At 30.7% G+C, this 23,947-nt stretch carries 23 protein-coding genes; 22 read left to right on the top strand and 1 reads right to left on the bottom strand.

The window, feature by feature from the left end:
- The first annotated feature begins 25 nt into the window (after positions 1–25).
- The 4 genes from B5X81_RS19775 to B5X81_RS19760 are packed head-to-tail and all read left to right on the top strand — an operon-like array spanning position 26 to position 4,675.
- Positions 26–667, top strand: a complete 642-nt coding sequence (locus B5X81_RS19775) for a GntR family transcriptional regulator (protein WP_170917508.1) — start codon at positions 26–28, stop codon at positions 665–667.
- Between the two features lie 26 nt (positions 668–693).
- Positions 694–1,716, top strand: coding sequence for a zinc-binding alcohol dehydrogenase family protein (locus tag B5X81_RS19770; protein WP_330397429.1), 1,023 nt, complete (start codon positions 694–696; stop codon positions 1,714–1,716).
- A 23-nt stretch (positions 1,717–1,739) separates the two neighbouring features.
- A complete protein-coding gene (locus B5X81_RS19765) occupies positions 1,740–3,185 on the top strand; it encodes a tagaturonate reductase (RefSeq protein WP_079494212.1) in 1,446 nt (481 codons plus the stop codon).
- Positions 3,185–4,675: a UxaA family hydrolase gene (locus tag B5X81_RS19760; protein ID WP_079494211.1), complete on the top strand. Its 1,491-nt coding sequence runs from the start codon at positions 3,185–3,187 to the stop codon at positions 4,673–4,675. Before B5X81_RS19765 ends, B5X81_RS19760 begins: the two co-directional genes overlap by 1 nt.
- Positions 4,676–4,698: 23 nt before the next feature.
- On the opposite strand, the gene B5X81_RS19755 is transcribed toward B5X81_RS19760, so the two are convergent.
- Positions 4,699–5,553, bottom strand: coding sequence for a helix-turn-helix domain-containing protein (locus B5X81_RS19755; RefSeq protein ID WP_079494209.1), 855 nt, complete (start codon positions 5,551–5,553; stop codon positions 4,699–4,701).
- 310 nt (positions 5,554–5,863) lie between these two features.
- Between B5X81_RS19755 and B5X81_RS19750 the strand changes: the two genes are divergently transcribed.
- From B5X81_RS19750 to B5X81_RS19670, 18 genes are all read left to right on the top strand, one after another.
- The gene (locus B5X81_RS19750; RefSeq protein WP_079494208.1) at positions 5,864–6,877 is read left to right on the top strand and encodes an alcohol dehydrogenase catalytic domain-containing protein; all 1,014 of its coding nucleotides are present in this window, start codon (positions 5,864–5,866) and stop codon (positions 6,875–6,877) included.
- A gap of 44 nt (positions 6,878–6,921) precedes the next feature.
- Positions 6,922–7,587, top strand: a complete 666-nt coding sequence (locus B5X81_RS19745) for an RraA family protein (RefSeq protein WP_079494206.1) — start codon at positions 6,922–6,924, stop codon at positions 7,585–7,587.
- Entirely contained in the window at positions 7,587–7,928 is a 342-nt protein-coding gene (locus B5X81_RS19740; RefSeq protein ID WP_079494205.1) for a UxaA family hydrolase, read from the top strand. The genes B5X81_RS19745 and B5X81_RS19740 overlap by 1 nt, the downstream gene beginning before the upstream one ends.
- Positions 7,929–7,972: 44 nt before the next feature.
- Positions 7,973–9,193: a UxaA family hydrolase gene (locus tag B5X81_RS19735; RefSeq protein WP_079494203.1), complete on the top strand. Its 1,221-nt coding sequence runs from the start codon at positions 7,973–7,975 to the stop codon at positions 9,191–9,193.
- A gap of 3 nt (positions 9,194–9,196) precedes the next feature.
- Positions 9,197–9,964 (top strand): SDR family NAD(P)-dependent oxidoreductase, encoded by a 768-nt coding sequence (locus B5X81_RS19730; protein WP_079494202.1) that lies wholly within the window; start codon positions 9,197–9,199, stop codon positions 9,962–9,964.
- Between the two features lie 226 nt (positions 9,965–10,190).
- The gene (locus tag B5X81_RS28510) at positions 10,191–12,671 is read left to right on the top strand and encodes a LuxR C-terminal-related transcriptional regulator (RefSeq protein ID WP_079494200.1); all 2,481 of its coding nucleotides are present in this window, start codon (positions 10,191–10,193) and stop codon (positions 12,669–12,671) included.
- Between the two features lie 144 nt (positions 12,672–12,815).
- A complete protein-coding gene (locus B5X81_RS19720; RefSeq protein ID WP_170917507.1) occupies positions 12,816–13,049 on the top strand; it encodes a DUF2442 domain-containing protein in 234 nt (77 codons plus the stop codon).
- A 311-nt stretch (positions 13,050–13,360) separates the two neighbouring features.
- A complete protein-coding gene (locus B5X81_RS19715; RefSeq protein WP_244282168.1) occupies positions 13,361–14,443 on the top strand; it encodes an FAD-binding protein in 1,083 nt (360 codons plus the stop codon).
- Positions 14,444–14,673: 230 nt separating this feature from the next.
- Positions 14,674–16,602 carry a BglG family transcription antiterminator gene (locus tag B5X81_RS19710; protein WP_079494197.1) on the top strand — a complete coding sequence of 643 codons (1,929 nt, stop codon included), beginning with the start codon at positions 14,674–14,676 and terminating at the stop codon, positions 16,600–16,602.
- 18 nt (positions 16,603–16,620) lie between these two features.
- On the top strand, positions 16,621–17,022 hold the full coding sequence (locus B5X81_RS19705; protein WP_079494196.1) for a transcriptional regulator GutM: 402 nt from the start codon (positions 16,621–16,623) through the stop codon (positions 17,020–17,022).
- A gap of 39 nt (positions 17,023–17,061) precedes the next feature.
- Positions 17,062–17,622 carry a PTS glucitol/sorbitol transporter subunit IIC gene (gene srlA, locus B5X81_RS19700; RefSeq protein ID WP_079494194.1) on the top strand — a complete coding sequence of 187 codons (561 nt, stop codon included), beginning with the start codon at positions 17,062–17,064 and terminating at the stop codon, positions 17,620–17,622.
- Between the two features lie 21 nt (positions 17,623–17,643).
- Positions 17,644–18,012 (top strand): PTS sorbose transporter subunit IIB, encoded by a 369-nt coding sequence (locus B5X81_RS28650; protein WP_170917506.1) that lies wholly within the window; start codon positions 17,644–17,646, stop codon positions 18,010–18,012.
- Positions 18,013–18,026: 14 nt separating this feature from the next.
- The gene (locus B5X81_RS28645) at positions 18,027–18,596 is read left to right on the top strand and encodes a PTS glucitol/sorbitol transporter subunit IIB (protein ID WP_170917505.1); all 570 of its coding nucleotides are present in this window, start codon (positions 18,027–18,029) and stop codon (positions 18,594–18,596) included.
- A 179-nt stretch (positions 18,597–18,775) separates the two neighbouring features.
- A complete protein-coding gene (locus tag B5X81_RS19690) occupies positions 18,776–19,135 on the top strand; it encodes a PTS glucitol/sorbitol transporter subunit IIA (RefSeq protein ID WP_079494193.1) in 360 nt (119 codons plus the stop codon).
- A 122-nt stretch (positions 19,136–19,257) separates the two neighbouring features.
- Positions 19,258–20,025 (top strand): sorbitol-6-phosphate dehydrogenase, encoded by a 768-nt coding sequence (gene srlD / locus B5X81_RS19685; protein ID WP_079494191.1) that lies wholly within the window; start codon positions 19,258–19,260, stop codon positions 20,023–20,025.
- Positions 20,026–20,094: 69 nt separating this feature from the next.
- Positions 20,095–20,772, top strand: a complete 678-nt coding sequence (locus B5X81_RS19680) for a fructose-6-phosphate aldolase (protein ID WP_079494190.1) — start codon at positions 20,095–20,097, stop codon at positions 20,770–20,772.
- 176 nt (positions 20,773–20,948) lie between these two features.
- Positions 20,949–21,335, top strand: a complete 387-nt coding sequence (locus tag B5X81_RS19675) for a BlaI/MecI/CopY family transcriptional regulator (RefSeq protein WP_079494188.1) — start codon at positions 20,949–20,951, stop codon at positions 21,333–21,335.
- The gene (locus tag B5X81_RS19670) at positions 21,328–23,805 is read left to right on the top strand and encodes a M56 family metallopeptidase (RefSeq protein WP_079494187.1); all 2,478 of its coding nucleotides are present in this window, start codon (positions 21,328–21,330) and stop codon (positions 23,803–23,805) included. Before B5X81_RS19675 ends, B5X81_RS19670 begins: the two co-directional genes overlap by 8 nt.
- The last annotated feature ends 142 nt before the right edge of the window (positions 23,806–23,947 follow it).

The raw sequence follows: 23,947 nt of genomic DNA, 5'->3' as shown, positions 1-23,947 counted from the left end.
AAAAATAGAAATGGGGTGATTTATGGTGAGTAAAAGATTATCTCTTAAAGAAAAAGCCTATGAGTTTATTAAAAATAAAATTATTACTTGTGAATTAATGCCGGGTTCTGACATTGAAGAGGATGAATTAGCACTAGAGCTAGGAATTAGTCGTACTCCTGTAAGGGAAGCTATTCTTAGATTAGAACAAGAAAAACTCGTAAATATTTATCCAAGAAAGGGAAGCTTCGTAGCCCCTATTACTTTAAATGACATTCAGGAAATTTTTCAAATTCGTGAAATTGTTGAAGTGCAAGTTGCAAAAATTGTTTGTAAGTCTATTTCAAAAGAAAAATTATTATATTTTAAAGAACAATTTGACAAAATGGATGAGGAAGGAAATCTTATTTCATACAGGGATTTTTTTGAACTGGATTTGAAATTTCACAAATTTATTGTTACAAGTAATGATAATCAATATTTAATTGAATTTATTAATAAAATTTATGATAAGGATTATAGAATTAGAGTACTGACTACAAGCATGTTTGAAGAAGAAAGAAAGCGTAATAAAAAAGAGCATTTAGATATTATTAATGCTTTTTTAGAAAAAAATGAGGAAAAAGTAGAAAAATATTTACGTGAACATATAAAGAATTCCAAAAAAGGAGCACTAAAAATTCTTTAATATCCTTAAGAGAAAGGAAGATCATTATGAAGCAAATGAATGTAGTTGAAATAAAGGAATCAGGGAAAATAGAGTTGGTGAAAATGCCTATTCCAAAGCCTCAGGCCGGTGAAGCTCTTCTTAAAATAAAATATTGTGGTATTTGTGGATCAGATATTGCAACTTATACAGGAAATCAACCCTTTGCAACTTATCCAAGAATACCGGGACATGAATTTTCAGCAGAGATTGTAGAAATTGAAGAAAATACCTTGGGATTAAAACCAGGGATGATTGTAACAGCAAATCCATATTTTAATTGTGGTAAATGCTATTCTTGTGAAAGAGGAAAAGTAAATTGTTGTGAGAGCAATGAAACAATGGGTGTTCAAAGAGATGGTTCATTTGCTGAATATATTACTATGCCTATTGATAGAATTCGTGATGGTAAGGGATTATCACCAAAAACATTGGCATTAATCGAGCCCTTCTCCATTAGCTATCATGCTGTAAATAGAGGAAATGTTCAAAAGGGAGATAATGTTTTGGTTATCGGTGCAGGAGCTATTGGTATGTTTGCAATGATATCTGCCAAATTGAGGGGCGCTAATGTTTATATTTCAGATGTTTTTGATGGAAGACTAAAAAAAGCAAAAAGATTAGGTGCAGATGGTGTTATTAATGTAAGTGAGGAAAACTTGGAAGAAAAAGTAAAGGAAATAACAGGTGGTAATGGCATGGATGTATGCATAGAAGCTGTTGGTCGTCCGGAAACTTTCTTAAATTCCATTGACTGTGCTGCTTTTGGTGCAAAGGTGATATTGATAGGTAATGGAAAGAAAGAAACTACTTTTAATCATTCTATTCTCCTAAAAAAAGAGCTTGATGTTTATGGTTCTAGAAATAGCTGTAATGAGTTTAGACCATTAATTGACTTAGTTGCCAATGGAAAAGTAGAGATTGATGAAATTATTACAGATGAATTTGAATTAGAAAAAGTAACAGAAGCCTTTGAAACTTTAATAAATAACGATGGTTCCAAATTAAAGGTAATTGTAAAGTTTGATTAATACATAAGGAAGGAGGAAAAATCATGAAGCCTATTAATGAAATAAAAAATCATAAAAAATATCCAGAAAGAATATTACAATTTGGAGAAGGTAATTTTTTAAGGGCCTTTACAGACTGGATGATAGATAAAATGAATAAAGAAGTAGATTTTAATAGCAGTGTTGTGGTTGTGCAGCCCTTAAAGGAAGGTCTTGTAGACAAATTAAATAAGCAGGATGGATTGTATACTTTATATTTAAATGGAATAAAGGATAAAAAAGTAGTTAGTGAAGATACAGTTATTGAATCTATAAGTAGAGGTATAAATCCATATAATGAATATGATGATTATTTGGAAGTGGCAAAAAATCCTGAGTTAAGATTTATTTTATCAAATACAACGGAAGCTGGAATTGCCTTTGATGAAAATGATAAATTAGAAGACAAACCTCAAAATAGTTTTCCAGGAAAGCTAACAGTTTTTTTGTATGAAAGATATAAAGCCTTTAATGGAGATGAAAACAAGGGCCTTATAATAATTCCCTGTGAGTTGATTGATAAAAACGGAGATAAATTAAAGGAAATCATATTAAAATATATAAAGCTTTGGAATCTTGAAGAAGATTTTATAGAATGGTTTGAAAAGGCCAATACTTTTTACAATAGTTTAGTAGATAGAATTGTACCAGGATATCCCAAGGATAAAATGGATGAAATCACTAAAAAATTGGGATATGAAGATAAACTAGTGGTGGAAGGAGAACAATTTCATTTGTGGGTCATCGAAGGTCCAATGTGGATAAAGGAAGAGCTGCCAGCAGAAAAATGTGGATTGAATGTAATTTTCACTGATGATTTAACACCATATAGAACGAGAAAGGTAAGAATACTTAATGGTGCCCATACAAGTATGGTTCCAGTATCATTATTATATGGATTGAAAACTGTAAGAGAAACAGTTGAAGATGAGGTAATGGGGCGTTTTGTAAAGGAAGCAATTTATGATGAAATAGTGCCAACCCTTGATTTGCCAAAGGAAGAATTAGACTATTTTGCTGGTGCTGTGCTAGATCGCTTCAAGAATCCATTTATTAAGCATTTTCTAATGAGTATTTCTTTAAATTCTAATTCTAAATATGAAACAAGGGTATTACCATCTGTTCTTGAATATAAGAATAGAAAAAAAGAGCTTCCTAAGAAGCTAGTCTTTTCATTAGCAGCTTTGATCGAGCTATTTAAAGGAAAAATAAATGAAGAGACAGTGGAGCTGAAAGATAATCCAGAGATTTTAGAAATGTATAAAAAACTTTGGGAAAATTATGATGGTACAAAAGAGGGATTAAAGAATATTGTGAAGGAAGTCCTCAGCCAAGAAAAAATTTGGAAAATGGATTTAAATAAAGTTGAAGGCCTTGCTGATAAAGTTAGTAACTATTTAATACAAATTGAAACCTTAGGAATGAATAAAGCCATTCACGAGGTGATGTAATGAAGAAATCATATATAAAGATTAATGAAAAAGATAATGTTATCGTGGCATTGGAAGATATGGATAAGAGTCAAACTATTGTAATAGAAAACCAGGAAATTAAGTTGAAAGAAAATATAAAAAGTGGACATAAAATTGCTTTGGAGGATATAAAGAAAGGTTCTAATATTATAAAGTATGGTTACCCTATAGGATATGCAACCAGTGATATTTATAAGGGTGATTGGATTCATACCCATAATGTGAAAACAAACTTAGAGGGAATTGAAGAATATACTTTTAATCAAAGGATAAGTCCTGCTAATATAGAAAATAAGGATCTAACTTTTAATGGATATAAAAGAGAAGATGGCAATGTAGGAATTAGAAATGAATTGTGGATTGTGCCAACTGTTGGATGTGTAAATGGAATTGGTGAACTGATTATTAAGAAGTTTAAAGAAGAAGTAAAATTAGAAGATATTGATGGGATAGAAGTATTTAAACACAATTATGGATGCTCTCAGCTTGGAGACGATCATAAAAACACTCAAAAAATCTTAGGTAATGTTGTTAAACATCCTAATGCAGGTGGAGTTTTGGTATTGGGTCTTGGCTGTGAAAATAATTATATAGATAGTTTTAAAGAAAGCTTAGGAGAATATAATGATAAGAGAATAAGATTTTTAGTGGCCCAGGAAATAGATGACGAAATAGAAGCAGGGGTTAAGCTTTTAAAAGAATTATACCAGCAGATGAAAAATGACAAGAGAGAAAGAATTCTTCTATCAGAACTAAAAATAGGACTTAAATGTGGTGGAAGCGATGGATTTTCAGGAATTACTGCCAATCCTCTTCTTGGAGCTTTCTCAGACTTCCTGATTGCACAAGGAGGCAGCACAATACTTACAGAGGTACCGGAAATGTTTGGTGCAGAAAGAATACTGATGAGCAGATGCATAAATGAAGAAGTTTTCAATAAAACTGTAAAATTAATTAATGATTTTAAGGAATATTTTATAAAGTATAATCAGCCGGTATATGAGAATCCATCGCCGGGAAATAAAGCAGGTGGAATTACAACCCTTGAAGATAAATCCTTAGGATGTACTCAAAAAGGAGGAAATGCTCCTATTGTAGACGTATTGGAGTATGGAGAAATTTTAAAAACAAAGGGACTTAATCTACTCAGTGCTCCAGGTAATGATTTGGTTGCAGCCACAGCCCTTGCTGCATCGGGCTGTCATATAGTACTTTTTACAACCGGGAGGGGAACACCCTTTGGCAGTTTTGTACCAACAATGAAGATAGCTACAAATTCCCGAATTTACAACCAAAAACCCCATTGGATTGACTATAATGGAGGAACTTTACTAGAAGGTATGTCTATGGATGAGGTGCTAAAGGATTTTGTAGAATATATAATTAGAGTAGCAAATGGAGCCTTTGTAAATAATGAAAAAAATGATTTTAGAGAAATAGCTATTTTTAAAACTGGAGTTACTCTCTAAAAATGATAATAAAGCCCGGGTGCCTACAAATAAGCATCGGGGTTTGCTTTTTCTTTTCTAAATTTAGCAGGGGTTGTATGGAAATTTTTTTTAAAAAGGTCATAAAAATGACTTAAATTGCCAAATCCTGATTCAAAGCATATGGAGGTAATATCCATATCTGTGTAAATCAACAGTTTTACAGCATAATTTAACCTTTGTTCATTAATAAATCCTGTAGGTGTAATATTTAAAGATTTTTTTATTATGCGGCAAAGATGCTCATGACTGATTCCTGATAAATGAAGGAAAGCGGGCAGTCCCTTTACGAAATTATCTTTTCTTTTCATTTCTATTAAAACTTCTTCAAGCCAGGAAGGTAGTTGTATTTGATCGCTTTCTTGTATTTCAGTGAAATACTTAGAAAATAAATGAATTAATATAATTTTTAATTGGACTTTTATATTTTTTTTATTATAAATTTGGCTGAGAAGTAGTTTTTTTATTTGATGTTTAATTACATTTCTTTCTGCACTTAAAAGTGTAATGAAAGGAGGATTTTCTGGATTTAATAGTTTGTCTTTTGTAAAATCTTCTCCTAGATAATTAAAAAGAGCATCCAATGTTTTTTTTGAAAATGCAATTGTAATATGTTCACCTTCTTCAATATATTTTTTCGAGTGAATATCCTTAGGACGAACAAAAACAAGGGAACCTTCTTTAAGTATCAGCTCTTTTTCATTTAGTGAAAACAATTGTTTTCCCTTGATTATAAGACAAAATTCATAAAAATCATGGAAATGAGGAAAAATTGTATGCTCATAGGAAGGCTGCATTTCATAATATATTTCAGCTTCAGGATTGATAATTTGTTCAGCAAATTGTTTATGATAGTACATAAAATAATCCTCCCTTAAAAAACAAATAATTTAAAATCAAAATACCATAAAAAATAGGTCAAGTCAATAGAAGATAAAAATAAGCTTAAATGGTAATATGAAAGCAAGAATTAAAAAAGCTTAAATAAAGTATTTTATGTATATTTTAATGAAAAATTTCAAGAAAAAATTTAAAGGTTAAAAAATAGAATTATAAAATAAGTTATCAAAAAATATATAAATAATTAATTTATATATCTCAAAAAAACATAATTTCTATAAAAAATTAAACCTAGAGAATAATTTATTAATATGCTTAGGAGGAATAGTAATGAAAGCATTATTTTTAGAAGATACTAAAGTATTTAAAATGAAAGACATACCTATGAAGGAAGAACAGAATAAAGTAACCATAAAAGTAAAGACAATGGGTATTTGTGGCTCTGATATTTCTGCCTACAAGGGAGTACTTCCTTTAGGAACTCTACCAAGGGTTTTAGGACACGAAATAGCAGGAGAGATTGTTAGTGTACCAAAGAATGATAAAGGATTGAAGGCAGGAGATAAAGTTGCAGTAGAACCATATCAATATTGTGGAAAATGCTATCCATGTAGTATTGGAAGAACAAATTCCTGTGAGAATATGAGAGTTATAGGAGTCCATGAAAATGGTGGATACATGGAATATATAAACCATGATATTCATTTAGTCCATAAAGTACCAGAAGATATGTCTCCTATACACGCTGCAATGGTAGAGCCCTTGACTATTTCTATGCAGGCTGTGGACAGGGTTTTAGTTAAAAAAGGAGAACATGTTGTAATTACTGGAGCTGGAACCATTGGATTATTAGCAGCCTTATATGTAAAGTATCTAGGGTCAGTACCTATTGTTGTAGATCCAGCAGTTAAAAGATTAGAGATAGCTAAAGAATTAGGAATGGATTATGTCTTTGATCCAGTAAATGAAGATGTAGTAGAAAAAATTTCAAGGATTACAAATAAAAAAATGGCTGAAGTAGTTATAGAAGCTTCTGGAGCCGTGGCAGCAGTTAAAAGCTCCATTGACTATGTTTCCTATACTGGACGTATTTCTCTTGTAGGATATCCAAATGAAGAAATACCACTGCCTACCTTTTTAATTACAAAAAAGGAATTAGATATTAAAGGGGCTAGAAATTGTGTAAAAAAATTCCCAGAAGCAATTCAATTGATTTATGAAGGAAAGGTGAATGTAAAGCCTATTATTACCAATGTTATTGGCTTTGAAGAAATGCCTGAATACTTTAAAAAAATATCTAAAAATCCAAATGATTATTTAAAAGTTATTGCAGAGATAAATTAAAATTTGTATTAAACAAAAAATTATTATTCAAGGGAGGATTTATTGTGACTGAATGGAAAAATGATAAAGAACTTTTTGAATTGATGAAAAAATATTTATATACTCCTGTGGTAGGAGATATATTAGATGAGCTTGGAAGATATCATCAAATTTTACCCCAACTTATACAACCAATGTTAGAAGATATGGTTATTGCAGGAAGGGCTATGCCAGCACTGATGATTGATGTATATGGACCTCAAGAAAAGCCCTTTGGATTATTGACAGAAGCCCTAGATCAGCTTAGACCAGGAGAAGTGTATATTGCCAGTGGTGGAGACATGAGATGTGCTTATTGGGGAGAGCTTTTGACTGCCACAGCTAAAAGTAGAGGAGCAGTGGGTGCTATTGTAAATGGATATCATAGAGATACCCCTATGGTATTGGAACAAAATTTTCCTACCTTTTCTAGAGGACGTTATGCACAAGATTCCTCAGTAAGAACTCAGGTAGTGAATTATAGATGTCCTATTGAAGTAGGAAATGTATGGATTAATCCAGGGGATTTAGTATTTGCAGATTTAGATGGCGTATTGATTATACCAAAGGAATTAGAGGAAGAAGTAATTACAAAGGCCCTTAAAAAAGCAAGAGAAGAAAAGGTAGTTAGAAAAGCCATTGAAGATGGCATGTCCAGTACTGAAGTTTTTGAAAGGTATGGTATTTTATAATGAAAGATGAGTTAAAACAAACTTGTTTTCAAATTCATATAAAAGATAATGTAGCTACCTTATTAAACGATGCAGAAAAAGATGTTGGTATAATTACTGGAGAATCAAAGGAAGAAAAAATTGTTTTTAATGAAGAAATAAAAAGAGGCCATAAGGTTGCTTTAAAAGATATTGATATAGATGAATTTATTATCAAATATAATGTTGTAATTGGAAAAGCAACAAAGCATATTAAAAAAGGAGACTGGGTACATTTGCACAATTGTGCAAGTCTTTATGATGCACGTTCATCTACTTTGAATTTAGAAACTGGAGCACCAAGCGATACAGAATATATTTAAAGCTTTTATTCATACAATTGTTCCATGGAAAGAAGGTGATAAAGATGGAAAGTAAAATAAATACTTTAAGCTGGAAGGGATATTTACGTAAGGATGGTAGTAAGGGTATTCGAAATAAAGTATTAGTAATTTATACAGTAGAATGTTCTTCTCATGTTGCAAAATCTATTGCAAGTGCCTTTCCAAATGAAGATGTAGATGTAATTGGATTTACTGGATGCTATGATAATGAGTATGTGGTGAGAATGCTCCTAGCCCTTGCAAGACATCCTAATATTGGAGCTGTTCTAGCAGTAGGATTAGGGTGCGAATATACTCAGCCAAGTAAAATTGCAGATATTGCTGCTGAGTCAGGAAGATTAGCAGACTGGTTGTTTATTCAAGATTGCGGAGGAACCTCTAAGACTATTGAAAAAGGAAAGAAAATTCTATCTGAATTTATTAAAAGGCTGAAAGAAGAAACAAAGATAGTAGATATGAGCTTTGAAGACTTAACTATTGGATGTGAATGTGGTGGATCTGACTTTACATCAGGATTAGCGGGAAATGTGGTAGTTGGAAGGTTATTTGATCGCTTAGTAGACATGGGTGGTAAAGCAATTTTTGAAGAGATAGTAGAGGCTATTGGGCTCAAAAAAATTCTCCTTGAAAGGGCAGCAAATGAAAAGGCCTACATAGAAATAGAAGCAACCTATGACAAGGCTTTGGAGTATTGTAAAGCAGTTCGTCAATATTCAGTTTCTCCAGGAAATTTTGCAGGGGGGTTAACTACTATAGAAGAAAAAAGTATGGGGGCTGTAATTAAAAGCGGCAGCCGACCTATTGAGGGGGTCATTAAAGTATCTCAAAACCCTCCCAATAAAGGCTTGTGGTTATTGGATAGCGTACCGGATCCCCACTGGATGAATTTTGGCTATACCAATCCAAATGATAGTGAAGGATTAATGGACCTGATTTCTTGTGGTTCCCAATTAGTATTTTTGGTGACGGGAAGAGGAAATGTTATTGGAAGTGCAGTATCACCAACCATTAAAATCACTGGAAACTCCGAAACCTTTAAAAATCTTGAGGATGATATGGATTTTAATGCAGGAAAAGTATTAAATGGAGAATGTACTTTAGAGGAATTAACAGATAATCTCTTGAGACTTATTGCAAAAACTTGTTCTGGAGAACTAAGTAAAGGGGAGAAATTAGGTCATAAAGAATATTATATTTCTTATAAATACCAGGATGAAAATAGAAAAAGACCATGCAGGAGGTAAAATATGCTAGATTATAAAAAAGAATTTAGTTTAGAGGGTGAAAGAGCACTTATTACAGGAGGAGCTACTGGTCTTGGCTTTGCAATGGCAGAGTGTTTCATTGCAGCAGGAGCAGAGATTATTATTGTAGGAAGAAATGAAAAAAATTTAAAGGCTGCTTGTGAAAAATTAGGAGAAAAAGCCAATTATCGTCAATATGATGTAACTAATACAAAAAAAGCAAATGCACTGATAGAGGAAATTACTGAAAATATTGGAGAAATAACAATTCTTGTGAATAATGCGGGAGTTCATGTTAAAAAGCCTATAGAGGATATGACTGATGAAGATTTTAAGGGGACATTAGATGTACATGTAGTAGGAGCCTTTGCACTTACTAGAGCAGTAGTTCCTTTCATGAAAAAATCAAAGAAAGGCAATATATTATTTACTGCTTCTATGACATCTATACTAGGACAACCCTATGTAGTATCCTATGCAGCTGCAAAATCAGCTTATTTGGGTATGGTTCGTTCCTTGGCAACGGAAATTTCTCCAGAGGGTATTCGTGTAAATGCAATTGCCCCAGGATGGATTGAAACTCCAATGCTTCATAAGGCCTTAGATGGTGATGAAGTAAGGAAAAATAAGATATTAGGTCGTACACCTATGGATAAATTTGGAGATCCAAAGGATATTGGCTGGGCAGCTGTATATTTATGTTCAACAGCAGCAAAATTTGTAAATGGAGTATTATTACCTGTTGATGGAGGGGCAAGTATAGGATTTTAAAATTAAAATATTAATAATTGAAACTCGTTAAGAAAATTTTCTTAACGAGTTTTTCAAATTTTATGTGGAAATGCTATCTTTTCATAATTTAATTCTAAAAATTAAAATTCATGTATGAACTAAAATTTACTATATAAACCCTATATGGATAAATGCAGTAAATATTTATGATATAATCAAAATAGATATAATATAATGTATTCTATTCAAATAGGGTGATTGGTTTATGCTAACACAACAACATATTTTAAAGCGACAGAGTATAAGAGAAGAACTTAAAAAGGTATTTAATTATCCACTGACAGTTATAGTAGCTGCCATGGGATATGGAAAAACCATAACGGTTATGGACTTTCTTAAAGAGATTAATATAGATTATATTTGGTTGTTCATAGAAAATGATGAAACCTCTCCTCAGTATATTTGGGACTCCTTTACAAGACAGCTTACTAGAGTTAATCCTGATATTGGAAAAAAACTTAATGAATTGGGATTCCCAAATGATGCACCTCAAAGAAATCGTATATTTAATCTGATTCAAGAATATGCCTATGAGAATAACTTCCTACTTGTAATAGACGACTATCATTTTGCCCATTCCAAAGAAATGGACAAATTTATTGAACTGCTTGTAAGGTCAGATATAAAGGGGTTTAATATAATTATAATAACAAGGACAAGACCCGATATTAATATTGAAGAATTAAAGCTTAAAGAATATTGTTATTTAATTAAGAGTAATCTGTTTGAATTAACAGAGGAAGAAATCAAGGAGTATTTTAAGCTGTATGATATCAATATTTCTAAAGATATGGTAAGAAATGTTTATGAGCTTTCAGAAGGATGGATATCGGCTGTATATTTATTAATGCAGCGTTATATTAGAGCTGGCAAATTAAAGCCGGGAGAAAATATTGAAAGACTTATAGAAAAAGGAATAATGTCAAGATATACAGCTATTGAAAAAAGTATACTAGTATCACTTTCTATATTAGATAGTTTTACTTCAAAACAGGCTGTATATGTATCAAATTACAGGGAAGCCGAAGATATTATTCAAAGCTTAAGGAGAGATAATTCCTTTATACGGTATGATGAACAAAATGAAGTTTATAGGATTCATAATATTTTTAACAATTATCTAAAAAAACTATTGTATAGACAGTTTTCAGATATAGAGATAAGGGATATCTATAGGCGCTCGGGTAAGTGGTATATTAATAATGGAGATATTATTGCAGGACTAAAGTATTTACTAAAGGTTAAGGAATATGCTTTAATTTTAAATGAGTTTGAAAAAGAAAGCATAACCAAAGTTATAGATAATAATCCCAAATTTATTTTAGAATTATTCCAGAATATCCCCGATGAAATAAAATATAAGTATCCCATTGGATATATTAACTATGCCAGTTTCTATGTTACCAATGTGGATAGAGTAGGCGGTAAATGTCTTTTATCATCTATAGAACAATATTATAAAGACGATAATAATACACCTCAAGCTGTAAAAAACCGTGTTTTTGGAGAAATAGAATTGATAAGGAGCTTTACTGAATTCAATGATGCAGAAAAAATGCATCAGGGACATTTAAAAGCATATAGACTTTTAGATGGAAATTCAGTAATAGCAAATAAAGATAAAATTTGCACCTATGGCTGTCCTCATATTTTATATACCTATTATAGGGAAAAGAAGAAAATGCTTTGGCTGGTAGAGTTTCTTGAAAAAATATACTGTTATTATGAAGAACTATCAAATGGTTGTGGTGCAGGCTTTGAATATCAGGTCAGGGCAGAATACTCTCTGGAAACCGGAGATTTCCAGGAGGCTGAGATTTATGTCTATAAAGCCATTTATAAGGCCAAAACTATGAAACAAATTGACATTATAATATGTGCAAGTTTTACCCTTGCAAGGCTTCGTGGAGCCCAGGGCAAATTTAACGAGGCAGTAGAGCTTATGAGAAATTTATATGTGGAGGTAGAAGCTTATAATAGCCCTATTTTAAACAGTGCCTATGAATTATGTATGGGATATATAGGTGGTATAATAAACAGTGATGAAAGCTTTGCCCAGTGGCTTATGGCTGGAAATATTGAACAAAGTCAGGTATTGTATCAGGGTATGGGTTTTAATTATATTGTTTATAGCAGATGGGTATTACTTGAGAAAAACTATATAAAATTAGATGTGCTATGTGAAGAAATGATGGGAATTTTTTCAAAGTTTAATAATCTAATAGGTTTTGTACATACATATATATTAAGTTCAATTGCTAAATATAGGATTTATGATATGAATAGAGCAAAAAATACAATGAAAGCAGCCTTGGAAATTGGAAGGAAAGATAATATAATAATCCCCTTTGCTGAATACAGTTTATATATTAAAGATATACTGGAAGAATTGCAAAGGGAGACTACAGATGATGAATATTTGGAAAAGCTTGTGAAATACACGTCTAAATACTATTCTAACCTTAAGAATTTTGAGAATATAAATTTCGGTATTTTGTCCCTTACAAATCGTGAAAAGGAAATACTTCAGCTTATTGTAGAAGGTAAAACCAATAAAGAAATTGCTTCAAAGCTTTTTATAGCTCAGGTTACAGTCAAAAAAAATATTACTGCAATTTATGGAAAATTAAAGGTAAGGAGTAGAGCATCGGCTGTGAGAAAGGCTATAGAATTAAAAATTGTTTAATATTTCAAAAAAGTATCCTTTAGGATAATATATTTTTTAGAAAACTCTGCTATGCTGAATTTATAGTGGAGTTTTTTAATTGAGAAAATTGTATAATCATAGGAGTTGCTTGATTGAGTTAAATTTAAAATGGAGGTATTATATGTGTCTAAAATTGTAAAAGTTATTCCAAATGATGACTACACCTTAGAAATAAGGCTAAAGAATAATCATATAATAATTTACGATATGAAACCTAGACTAAAGACGGTAAGATTCTGTGGACTTACTGATATAAATAAATTTAAAGCTTTGAGATTAGAAAATGCAAATACCATTGTATGGGACAGGCTATGTCAGATGACAATTGATGAGATTATTAGTATGGTTGAAAAATAAGGTAAGGCTTAGGACATAATAAATCATTAGTTATATGGCAATAAAGACTTAATTTTAAAAACCATGATTTATAGACCGTTGCGAAATTATTTAGGGAGTTATCCATAACCAATTTTTAAGTTTTTTTCAGAAATGTTAAATTCTAAAGACTTTAAATATAAGATAATTAATATGATATAATAGTAAAGATTCTAAGAAGTATTATGGAATTTACTCAATTGAAAAATATAATTGATTTAGTTATAAATAAAAACACTTAAAAATTTCGTAAAAATCGAAAAAAATGAGATTATACTTATAGGAGGAGATACATGATTTATGATATTGTAATAATTGGAGCAGGTCCATCGGGATCAACTTTAGCAAGAATTCTTGATAAAAAATATAAAGTTCTACTTATAGATAAAAGGAATTTAAAGGATAAGGAAGAATTTAAAAGTCCCAAATGCTGTGGAGGATTATTGGCACCGGATGCCCAAAAGGTTTTAGCACAATTTAGATTAGGATTACCTAAGGAAGTTATAGTAGGTCCCCAGATGTTTAGTGTTAGGGCTATAGATTTTGATAATGAAATACAAAAATATTATCAAAGACATTATATTAATGTAGATCGTGAAAAATTCGATAGATGGCTTTTATCTTTAACTTTAATAAGAGATAATGTTGAAATCAAGACTTCTTGTATCTTCAAAGATTATAAAGAAATTGAAGATAAAATTGAAGTAGAAATATACAATAATGGTGTTACAGAAAAAATATATACGAGATTACTCATAGGAGCTGATGGTGGAGCTTCGAAGGTAAGACGAATGATTGTTGAAGATTATAAAGAGCCGGATTTATATATTTCCATACAAAAATGGTACGAGCTATCAAGGGAACTGCCCCATTTTGTTTCAATATTTGATGATGAAGTAACAGATTTTTATTCTTGGATAATTCAAAAGGAAAACTATGCTATTGTTGGCTCAGCAATATTTGATTCCCACGATGGAAATGAAAAATTTGAAAAACTAATTGATAAATTAAGATTAAGAGGTTATAAATTTGGAAAATGCGTTAAAAGTGAAGGTGCTTGGATTATGAGGCCTAGAAATTTAAAACAGATAAATCTTTTTAAAGAGAATGTGGCTTTAACTGGTGAAGCAGCAGGATTTATTAGTCCTAGCTCTGCCGAAGGTATTAGTTATGCCCTAAGAAGTGGAGCTATTTTAGCAGAGTCCATTAATCGTTCTATTGAGAAATATGGATTATATTACAAGAATAAAACCTTTAAATTGAGAATGAATATATTTTTAAAGAATTTAAAATCAATATTAATGTACAATAAATTTACTAGAAATTTAATAATGAAAACAGGGGTCTTGAGTATGGAGGTTGATAAAAAAAATTAACTTTAGATGTATGATCATAAAACTTTAGAAACCAAGGTAGCCACTGTTATTTTCTTTTAATCCATTACTTTTTCAGAATAACAAAGTAATGGTTTTTTTATTGCAAAATTTTAGGAGTTAAATACAAGAAAATGTTTTCTTCGTTTTCCAGTTGTAGTTAGAAAAAAAGTGTATTAAATGTTATAAATAAAGATGATATATTAAAAATACAGTATAGGTGGGAGGAAAAAATGAAGAATTATCCTATAGGTGCTAAAGAGCTTAAAGTAATAAAGATACTAGATAAGAAAAAAGCAGCTACTGCAAAAGAAATTGCTAGATACATGAATGTTACATCTAGAACTGTTTTAAACTACATAAAAAATATTAATGGACTTATGGGAAAAGAAGTGGTTGAAATAAGATTCAGGAAAGATAGAAAATATATTATGAGAAAAATAGATACTGAAAAATTTCAAAAAATTATGGATACTTCTCTTGAAAACGATATTTCTATTCCAGAGGAAAGAATAAGAGAAATAATTAAAGTGCTGATCTTAGAAAAGCAATTGATACAAATAGAAGATCTGGCAGAAAGATTCTATATAAGTAGAACTACTTTGATAAAGGATTTAAAAAAAGTTTCAAAAATACTAAAAAATTATGAAATAGAACTTAAGGGTAAGCCCAATGGTGGCATAAAGGCTGTTGGAAATGAAATGAATATAAGGTTTTGTATTTCTGAAATTTTATATAAAAGAGAAAATGAAGGAACTGAAATAGGAATAGAACTAAAGAAATTTATTAAGCACTGGGAAATAATAGAAAAAATTTTAAAACGTATATTTAAAAAGACAAATTTTAAATTATCCGAAGAAAACTTTAAAAATCTTATAATTCATATATCAATAGCTATAGAAAGATTTAAAAGTGGAAATGAAATAAGGGAAATAAGTGAAAAGGTAAAAAATGCAAATATTACAAAGGAATATAAAATAAGCTCTTTAATAGGAGAAGAAATAGAAAAAGAAATTAATTTGAATCTGCCAAAACAAGAGCTTATGTACATATGTTTACATCTTTTAGGAAGAAAGCCTGTAAAAGAAATGATTGAATCCGAAAATGGAATAGAAATAAAACCTTTAGCAAAAAAAATTGTTTTAAAGGTTTTAGATGAAATCTACAAATATACAGGTTTTTTTATGAAGGATGACAAGGAGTTCATATGGGGACTTGAAATTCATATTAACTTTGTGTTAAATAGAATAATGTTTAATATGAATATAAGAAACCCCTTATTTAAAGAAGTAAAGAAAAAATTTCCCTTTGAATATGAATTAGCTGCAATAGGAGCTTCAGCCATAGAAAAAGAACTAAATGTAAAGGTGGATGAACACGAAATATCTTATTTAGCTATGCATGTAGTAGGATATATTGAAAGAAATAATTTCAAATACAAGGATATTAAAAGAGTTGCCCTTATATGTGGGACAGGCCTTGGAACAGCACAGCTAATGCTTATAAAGATAAAGAATGTTTTGGGGGAGCTTGAGAATATAAAAACTTTTTCTTCGTCATATCTTGAACCAGAGGTCCTTGAAGAATTTGACATAATATTTACGACTATAGATTTGGATATAAATGTATCTACTCCAATAATAAAATTGAATGTACTCTTTGATGAAAGGGATCTTCAAAATAAAATAGCATATAGGAAAATAAAAGAGAAAATATCTCAAAATGATTCCTATGTGCTAAAGATGCTTTTTCATGAAGAATTATTTTTCAAAATAAATTTAGAAGATCCTGAAGAAATAATAAAATATATGGCTAGAAAATGTATAAGCCGGGGAGTGGCAGATGAAGATTTTGAAAAGAGACTTTTAGAAAGGGAAAGACTTTCACCAACATCCTTTGATAATTTAGTAGCCCTTCCCCATGCTATAAACTATAAAAGCGATGAAATAAAAATAGCATTAGGAATCCTGAGAAAAACTGTAAAATGGGATAAAAATCCTGTAAGAATTGTATTCATGGTTTTGGTTCCCCATGAAATAGTTGAAGATGTAAACCTCTTTATAAGAGTTTATGAAGACATTTTGAAGGTAGGTCAAAATACAAAGCTTCTTCAAAAAATGGCAAAAGTGAAAAATTTTAAAGAATTGATATCTTTATTTTAAAATAGGGAGGTTTTATAAATGGAAATCACATTGCTTGTAATAATTATAGGAATTTCAATATGGGGACTTCAATCATTATTTGGATTCTTTCAAATGAAAAATTTCAAAAATAATTTTAAGGAAATGAGAGAAAAAGGAAGAGTTACTATAGGTTTTAATAAAGGCTTTTTCTTTTCAGGAGTAGTAGTTTTAATAAGAATAAATGAAAATATAAATATCGAAGAAGTAAGATACATGAGTGGAGTTACAGTTCTAGCAAGATTTAAGAAAATGACATATCTTAATGGCAAAAATCTTTTAAATCTTGAGGAAAAAGATTTGAAAGATCTAAATAAATTAATTAAAAAAGCTATATTTAAAGCAGTGAAAAATTATGAAGCTTATATGGGAGGTGAAGAAAAAAACAATTATGCAGTTTGATCAATTAGAAAATAAAAAAATAGGAAGGGAGTAATTTTTATGAGTAATTTTTTTGATATCCTTGCAAAGGGTGCAGAGTCTTTTATGAACCTTTTTAGAGCTGGGGGAGATGTATTTGTTTCATTTGTTACTGGGATAGTTCCATTATTAATTGCATTGATGGTTGTAATGAACGCATTAATAAAATTTATGGGTACAGATAAAATTGAAAAACTAGCTAAAGGAAGTGCTAAAAACCCAATAACAAGATATCTTATTCTTCCAACAATTGGTACCTTTGTATTTGCTAATCCAATGACTCTTTCTTTGGGTAAATTTCTTCCAGAAAAGTATAAGCCTAGCTATTATGCTTCATCTAGTTATGCTTGTCACAGTATGAATGGCCTTTTTCCTCATGTTAATCCGGGAGAACTATTTGTCTTCTTAGGAATAGCCAATGGAATAACTGAACTTGGACTTTCGACTGCTGACCTTGCTGTTAGATATCTTATTGTAGGTATTGTAACAAACTTTTTTAGAGGCTGGATAACAGATTTTACTACAAAAATAGTTGAAAAGCAACAAAATGTGAAACTTAAGGATAGTTTTGAACTTAATTAATTAAGGATGAGGAGGGATAAAATGAATTACAAATCAGTAAAGATATCAAAAGGATCAGGGGGATGGGGAGGCCCAATAATTGTAAATTTAGATGATAAAAAAAATAAAATAGTATATTTAACTAGCGGAGCTAAGCCTGATGTTGCTGAGAAAATTGCAGAGCTTACTGGTGGAGAACTGGTAGATGGGTTTAGAAAAGGAGTAAAAGATAGTGAAATAGCTTGTGTAATAATAAACTGCGGAGGGACTTTAAGATGTGGTATATATCCTCAAAAGAAAATACCTACTATTAATATAATGAATACGGGAAGAAGTGGTCCCCTTGCAAAATTTATAAAAGAAGATATCTATGTATCTGGTGTAAAAATTCAAAACATAGAATTAATATAGGGAGGAGTGTTATTATGAATTATTCTGATGATAAAAAAATTAGTGAGCAAAGTCAAGGAATTATAGCTAAAATAGGTATAGGTATAGGGAATATAACAAGTACCTTCTTTCAGGCAGGAAGAGAAACTATAGATACAGTATTACATACTATACTTCCATTTATGGCCTTTGTTGCCACCTTAATAGGAATAATAAATGCTTCCGGTATAGGGAACTGGTTTGCAACACTTATGAAACCTTTAGCTGGTAGCGTTGGAGGACTAGTTATTTTGTCTTTAATTTGTTCATTTCCACTACTATCACCATTTCTTGGACCTGGAGCTGTAATAGCTCAGATTATAGGCGTTTTGATAGGTGTTGAAATAGGAAAAGGAAATATTCCGCCACAGCTTTCTCTGCCGGCATTATTTGCTATAAATGCTCAGGCTTCAGCAGATTTTATACCAGTAGGACTTGGACTTGCTGAAGCAGAACCTGAAACCGTTCAAGTAGGTGTTCCATCTGTACTTTATTCAAGGTTTTTAACAGGTGCTCCAACGGTTATTATAGCATGGCTTGCAAGTTTTGGACTTTATTCTAAATAATTATTTTAATAGTTGATTTTTTAGAAATGAGAATAGTTGAGGAAATTTCATAACTGTGATCTGGCAAAATTGCATAATATATATGGTATGTCTCTGAAGATTTTCAAACTATATATAGTAGATGGTTTTGCAGAAGGTAATTATGCAATTTGCTCAATTAATAAAGAGGAGGTGAATCTATGGAGCTTATTTACAGAACCGTTGTAATAGGAATCGGTAAACGAGCTATGGAATTTATTGATGAAGGTATGTTTGTAATATTTAAAGACGATGCACCTGAGGAACTAAAAGAATTTTGTATAATTCATAAAGAAAATAATTTATTAAAGGATATAAAAGAAAATGATTTGTTAAAAATAGGAGAAGATAAATTTAGAATAATAGGTGTGGGTTCTGTGGTGAATGAAAATTTGAAAAGGCTAGGGCATATAACCTTCAGATTTGATGGAGAAAAAGAAACCCTTGGAGGCAGTATAAATTTGGAAAAAAAAGATATTCCTAAAATAACAATTAATAAAATAATAGAAATTTGGAGATAAAAGAATGGAAAAAGAATATAAAATATTTACCCCTAGGCAAAGGTGAAATAGAAAATTCTCATATCCATTCTTACCTCCATTATAAATTCATATAACAAATTAATCAATAGGGGGAAATAAGAATGAAAAAAATAGCATTAGTAGTTGGAGGAGGAAGAAGCTTAGGAGAATATCTTTCTAAGCATATGGCCGAAATAGGATATTGTGTGGCAGTTGCAGATATAAATTTTGAAAATGCATTAAAGGTAGCAAGTGAAATTGGAGAAGATAAAGCCTTTGCAGTAAAGGTAGATGCAACTAATGAAGAAGAAGTAAAAAAAATGATAGGAAAAGTAGTTGATAAATATGGTAGAATAGATTTATTGATATATAATGCTGGAGTTGCAAAATCAAGTAAAATAACAGATTTTGAGCTTAATACATTTAAATGGTCACTTAATATAAATTTAATAGGATATTTTCTTTGTGCCAGGGAAGTGGCAAAAGTTATGATAGAAAAAGGTATTAAAGGATGTATAATTCAGATTAATTCAAAGTCGGGCAAAGTAGGGAGTAAACATAATTCTGGATATTCAGCAGCAAAATTTGGAGGAGTTGGACTTACTCAAAGTTTAGCTTTAGACCTTGCAGAGCATAATATTAGAGTAAACTCAATGATGCTTGGAAATCTTCTTGATTCTCAAATGTTTGAGAGTCTTATACCACAGTATGCAAAGAAACTTGGAATAAAGGAATCAGAAGTCAAACAGGTATATATAGATAAAGTTCCATTAAAGAGAGGTTGCACATTTGAAGATGTTGCAAATACAATAACATTTTATGCATCAGATAAAGCATCCTATCTTACAGGACAATCAGTAAATATAACTGGTGGACAAGTAATGCACTAGAAAGCTAAAAACCCTTCTAAAATCTTTTAGTAGGGTTTTATAAAATAATTTTAAATTGGAGGAAATTTTATGGAGTATATGTTAGACACAGGAAATGTAGAATATATAAGGAAAGCTATAGAATATTTTCCCATTGGAGGTATAACTACAAATCCCAGCATAATAGCCAAGGAAAAGAAAGACTTTGTTGAGACTATAAAGGAGATAAGGAAAGTAATAGGGGAAAATATGCTCCTTCATATTCAAGTAGTTTCAACTAATTCAGAGGATATAGTAGAAGAAGGTAAGAAGATTGTAAAAAATTTTGGAGAAAACACCTGTGTAAAGATTCCAGTAAATAAGGAAGGAATAAAGGCAATAAAAATTTTGAGCTCCCAGGGGATAAAGGTAACGGCAACAGCTATATATACTTCACAACAGGCTCTTATAGCAGCAAAGGCTGGGGCATCCTATGTTGCTCCCTATGTTAATAGAATTGATAATTTGTCCTTTGATGGAGCAACTGTTGTAGGAAATATTATAAAGGAATTTAAAGAATATAATATAAAGGCAAAAGTTATTGCTGCATCATTTAAAAATCTTCAACAAGTACATAATGTGGCCCTTCATGGAGCCCATGCAGTAACAGTAAATGAAGACCTATTTGAAAGAATTTATTCCCATTCCCATACTGATTCAAGTATTGAGCAGTTTTTAAATGATTGGGAAGAAGTCTATGGAAAACAAAAAATTAAGGATATGCTTTAAAATGAAAATATAAATATATATATTTTAAGGATGGAGAGTTAATTTTAACCATCCTTTTTTATTTATAGAAAATTATATAGTTGTTGATGTGAATGTTTATATTTATATTGACATTTCTAGGTTACAAGTGTAAACTGTACATAGGTTACGCTTGTAACCTAGAAGGAGGAATTTATGTGAGTAAACTAGTTTCTAAAATAACAGATTCAGAGGCTGAAGTTATGAATGTCTTATGGGAAGCAGGTCATCAGCTGCCATTTGCCGATATTAGAAAAACCCTTGAAGAAAGGAGTAACTGGGAAACATCGACTATAAAAACTTTGCTTAGAAGGCTTTCCAAAAAAGGCGTAGTTTTAGCCACTAAAAAGGAAGTTTTTTATTATAAACCTATGGTTAGTAAAGAAGAATATAATGAATATATTACCCAAAGCTTAATTGATCGTTTATATTGTGGAAGCGCAAAAAAACTTGTGGCCTCCTTAGTGGGAAATAAGAAATTAAATGATAATGATATTGAAGAGCTTCGTACTTTATTTAAGGTAGGTGAAGATAAAGATGAATGAAACAATTAGGTTATTACTATCACTTTCTTTATCTGGAACTATACTTGGAATATTACTTTTTGCCATCAAACCCTTCATAAGGTACAGATTATCAAAAACTATACAATATTACATATGGATTGTGGTGTTGTTGAGACTTATAATTCCTTTCTCCTTTGAGGACAGTATAATGAATAATTTGTTTTATAATAACAATAGTCCTCAGAATATAAATAAACAAATTATTGTTGATTCCTTTGAAGGAACGACAGATAATACAATTGATTCATCAGGGACACCAAGGGCTGAAGAAAATATAATCATTGGAGCATATAATAATGATGTTAATCACAACAGATATTTTAAAGATATATTGAATGAAGCTGGTTTATACATTTGGCTAATTGGATTAATTATAGCCCTTACAGTTAACTTAGCTGGGTACGTAAGGTTTTTAAAGCATCTGAAGAAGGGATATAGGCCAGCTACTGATGAGGAAAATAGAATATTAGAAACGTTGCTAGATGGAAGAAAGAATGTAAAACTTCTTCGTAACCGATTCGTCCCTACACCGATGCTCATTGGAATCATGAGGCCCTGCATTATAATTCCCGATATTGACTTTAGCAAAAAACAGCTTAAAAATATTTTGTTACACGAGATTTCACATCTTAGACATTTTGATATAGGTATAAAATGGATGACAATGATAGCTGCTTCAATCCACTGGTATAACCCATTTATGTATTTTATAAAAAAGGAAATAAATAATGCTTGTGAATTGGCTTGTGATGAAGCAGTTATTAAAAATCTAAGCTCAGCAGAAAAACAAGCCTATGGAGAAACATTAATATCTGTTATAGCAGAGAATAGATATTCTACTTCCGTATTAGGGGCAACTATGTGTGAAGAAAAAAAGACTTTAAAGGAAAGATTGGTGGCCATAATGAAGCATAACAAAAAATCAAAGACTATAATGGTAGTTTCAATAATTCTATTGGGACTGATTATCTATGGAGGACTATATTTAGGCGCGGGAATAGGAAAGAAAGAGAATATTCCTCCTAATATATATATAAATATAGAAGGAGAAGAAATAAAAAATGCAATGGTGGGTAGTTATTCATGGGAAAATGATGGTGAGCATATTCAAGCTGATTCAGATCACCCTATTAAATTTCAATATAAATCAAACAACATAGTTTCTGCTTCAAGAAAGGATAAATTAATTATTGATACTCAAAAATTAAAAGAAGATAAAAAATATGACTTTGAAGTTGAAGAGATTGATGTTTATAAAGATGGAAAACTAATAAAATTTGAAGATATAGAATCAAATTTTATGGATGGAGAGCTATACATCAATACACCACATGATCCAGGAGAATATATTTATGTTTTGAGACTTAATTTTAAGGATAAGGGAACCGTTAGTTATGGATTTGTTGTAAGGGTTGACATGTTATCCTATGATTTGGAAGAGATTTCAAAGTACAAAACACCATATGTTGGTGATAACAGCAAGGTCAGTAATATTGCTAGTCTTCTTCCAGTTCCAAATAGATATTTTACTCAACGTTATATATCAATGGAAACTGGCAATAAGCCATATGGTCTTACAATATATTATGAACTAGCATCAGATAAAAAATATAAAGGAAAGTGGCCAATAACTAGCTCAAATTCTATTGTTGAGATGAATTCAAGAAAAAATGCCCTGGTGGTATTTTCTATGATAGATAATCTTGATAAAGTAACCTTCACATTTCGCAATTCAAAATCTGAGGGAGAATTAGAAGAATCAAAATATAATACTGCTTTTACATTTCAAAGGTCTACATTTGAAAAGGAATATGGTGATTTATCAGAGCTAGTAGATAATTTAGCTTTACTAGAAGATGCTTTGACAAAAAAAGTAATTGTAAAAGAATCTGAAATAGATTATTTTGATATAAGTAAAGAAATAAAGCTTGGAAATTTTTCTTATAATGGGACTGATGATGTTGAAAAGCTGGTTTATGATACAGAAATTGAAAAGCATAAAACCAGTAGGGAAGGTTTCACTATAATTGCTCCTCATATTTTTGGAAGCTATGAAGAAGACAATAAACTAAAGGTCTTTGTAACAACATTCAGTTCTCACTATAGACTATATGGTAAAGTTCTTTCACAAGAAGGAGGAAGCGTTATTCCAGCGGCAATAACCTATGTGAAAAATTCTGATGGAAAATATTCATTGGAAGAATATAAAGAAGCTATGGATGGATCTGACTTTGCCAGTTCAATAAAAGAATTTTGTACAATGCCTGTGTCTGGGAAAGAAATAAAAGATCTTGCTGATAAAATTCTTGATCACTATGGGGATTATGAAGATATTATGAAACTAGAACGTAAGAATTTAATAAAGCATTTAAAAGCAAATAATCAATATGGAATTTCTTTATATCAAGAACATTATAAAGAACCCGTTGAGCTAATACCTCTTACTTAAAAAAACACAAAATATAATTGAAAAACAAATGGACAGAGTAAAATCAAAACTTTATGTATAACTAATTAATTAAAGAGGGAGTAATTAAATTAACTACTCCCTGATTTATTTACATTATCTTTTAAACTCTTTCTTGATTTTA

Origin of the sequence: Maledivibacter halophilus (assembly GCF_900167445.1) — a bacterium.
In the GTDB taxonomy this organism is placed as follows: domain Bacteria; phylum Bacillota; class Clostridia; order Peptostreptococcales; family Caminicellaceae; genus Maledivibacter; species Maledivibacter halophilus.
This window is presented reverse-complemented; position numbering and strand designations above follow the sequence as displayed.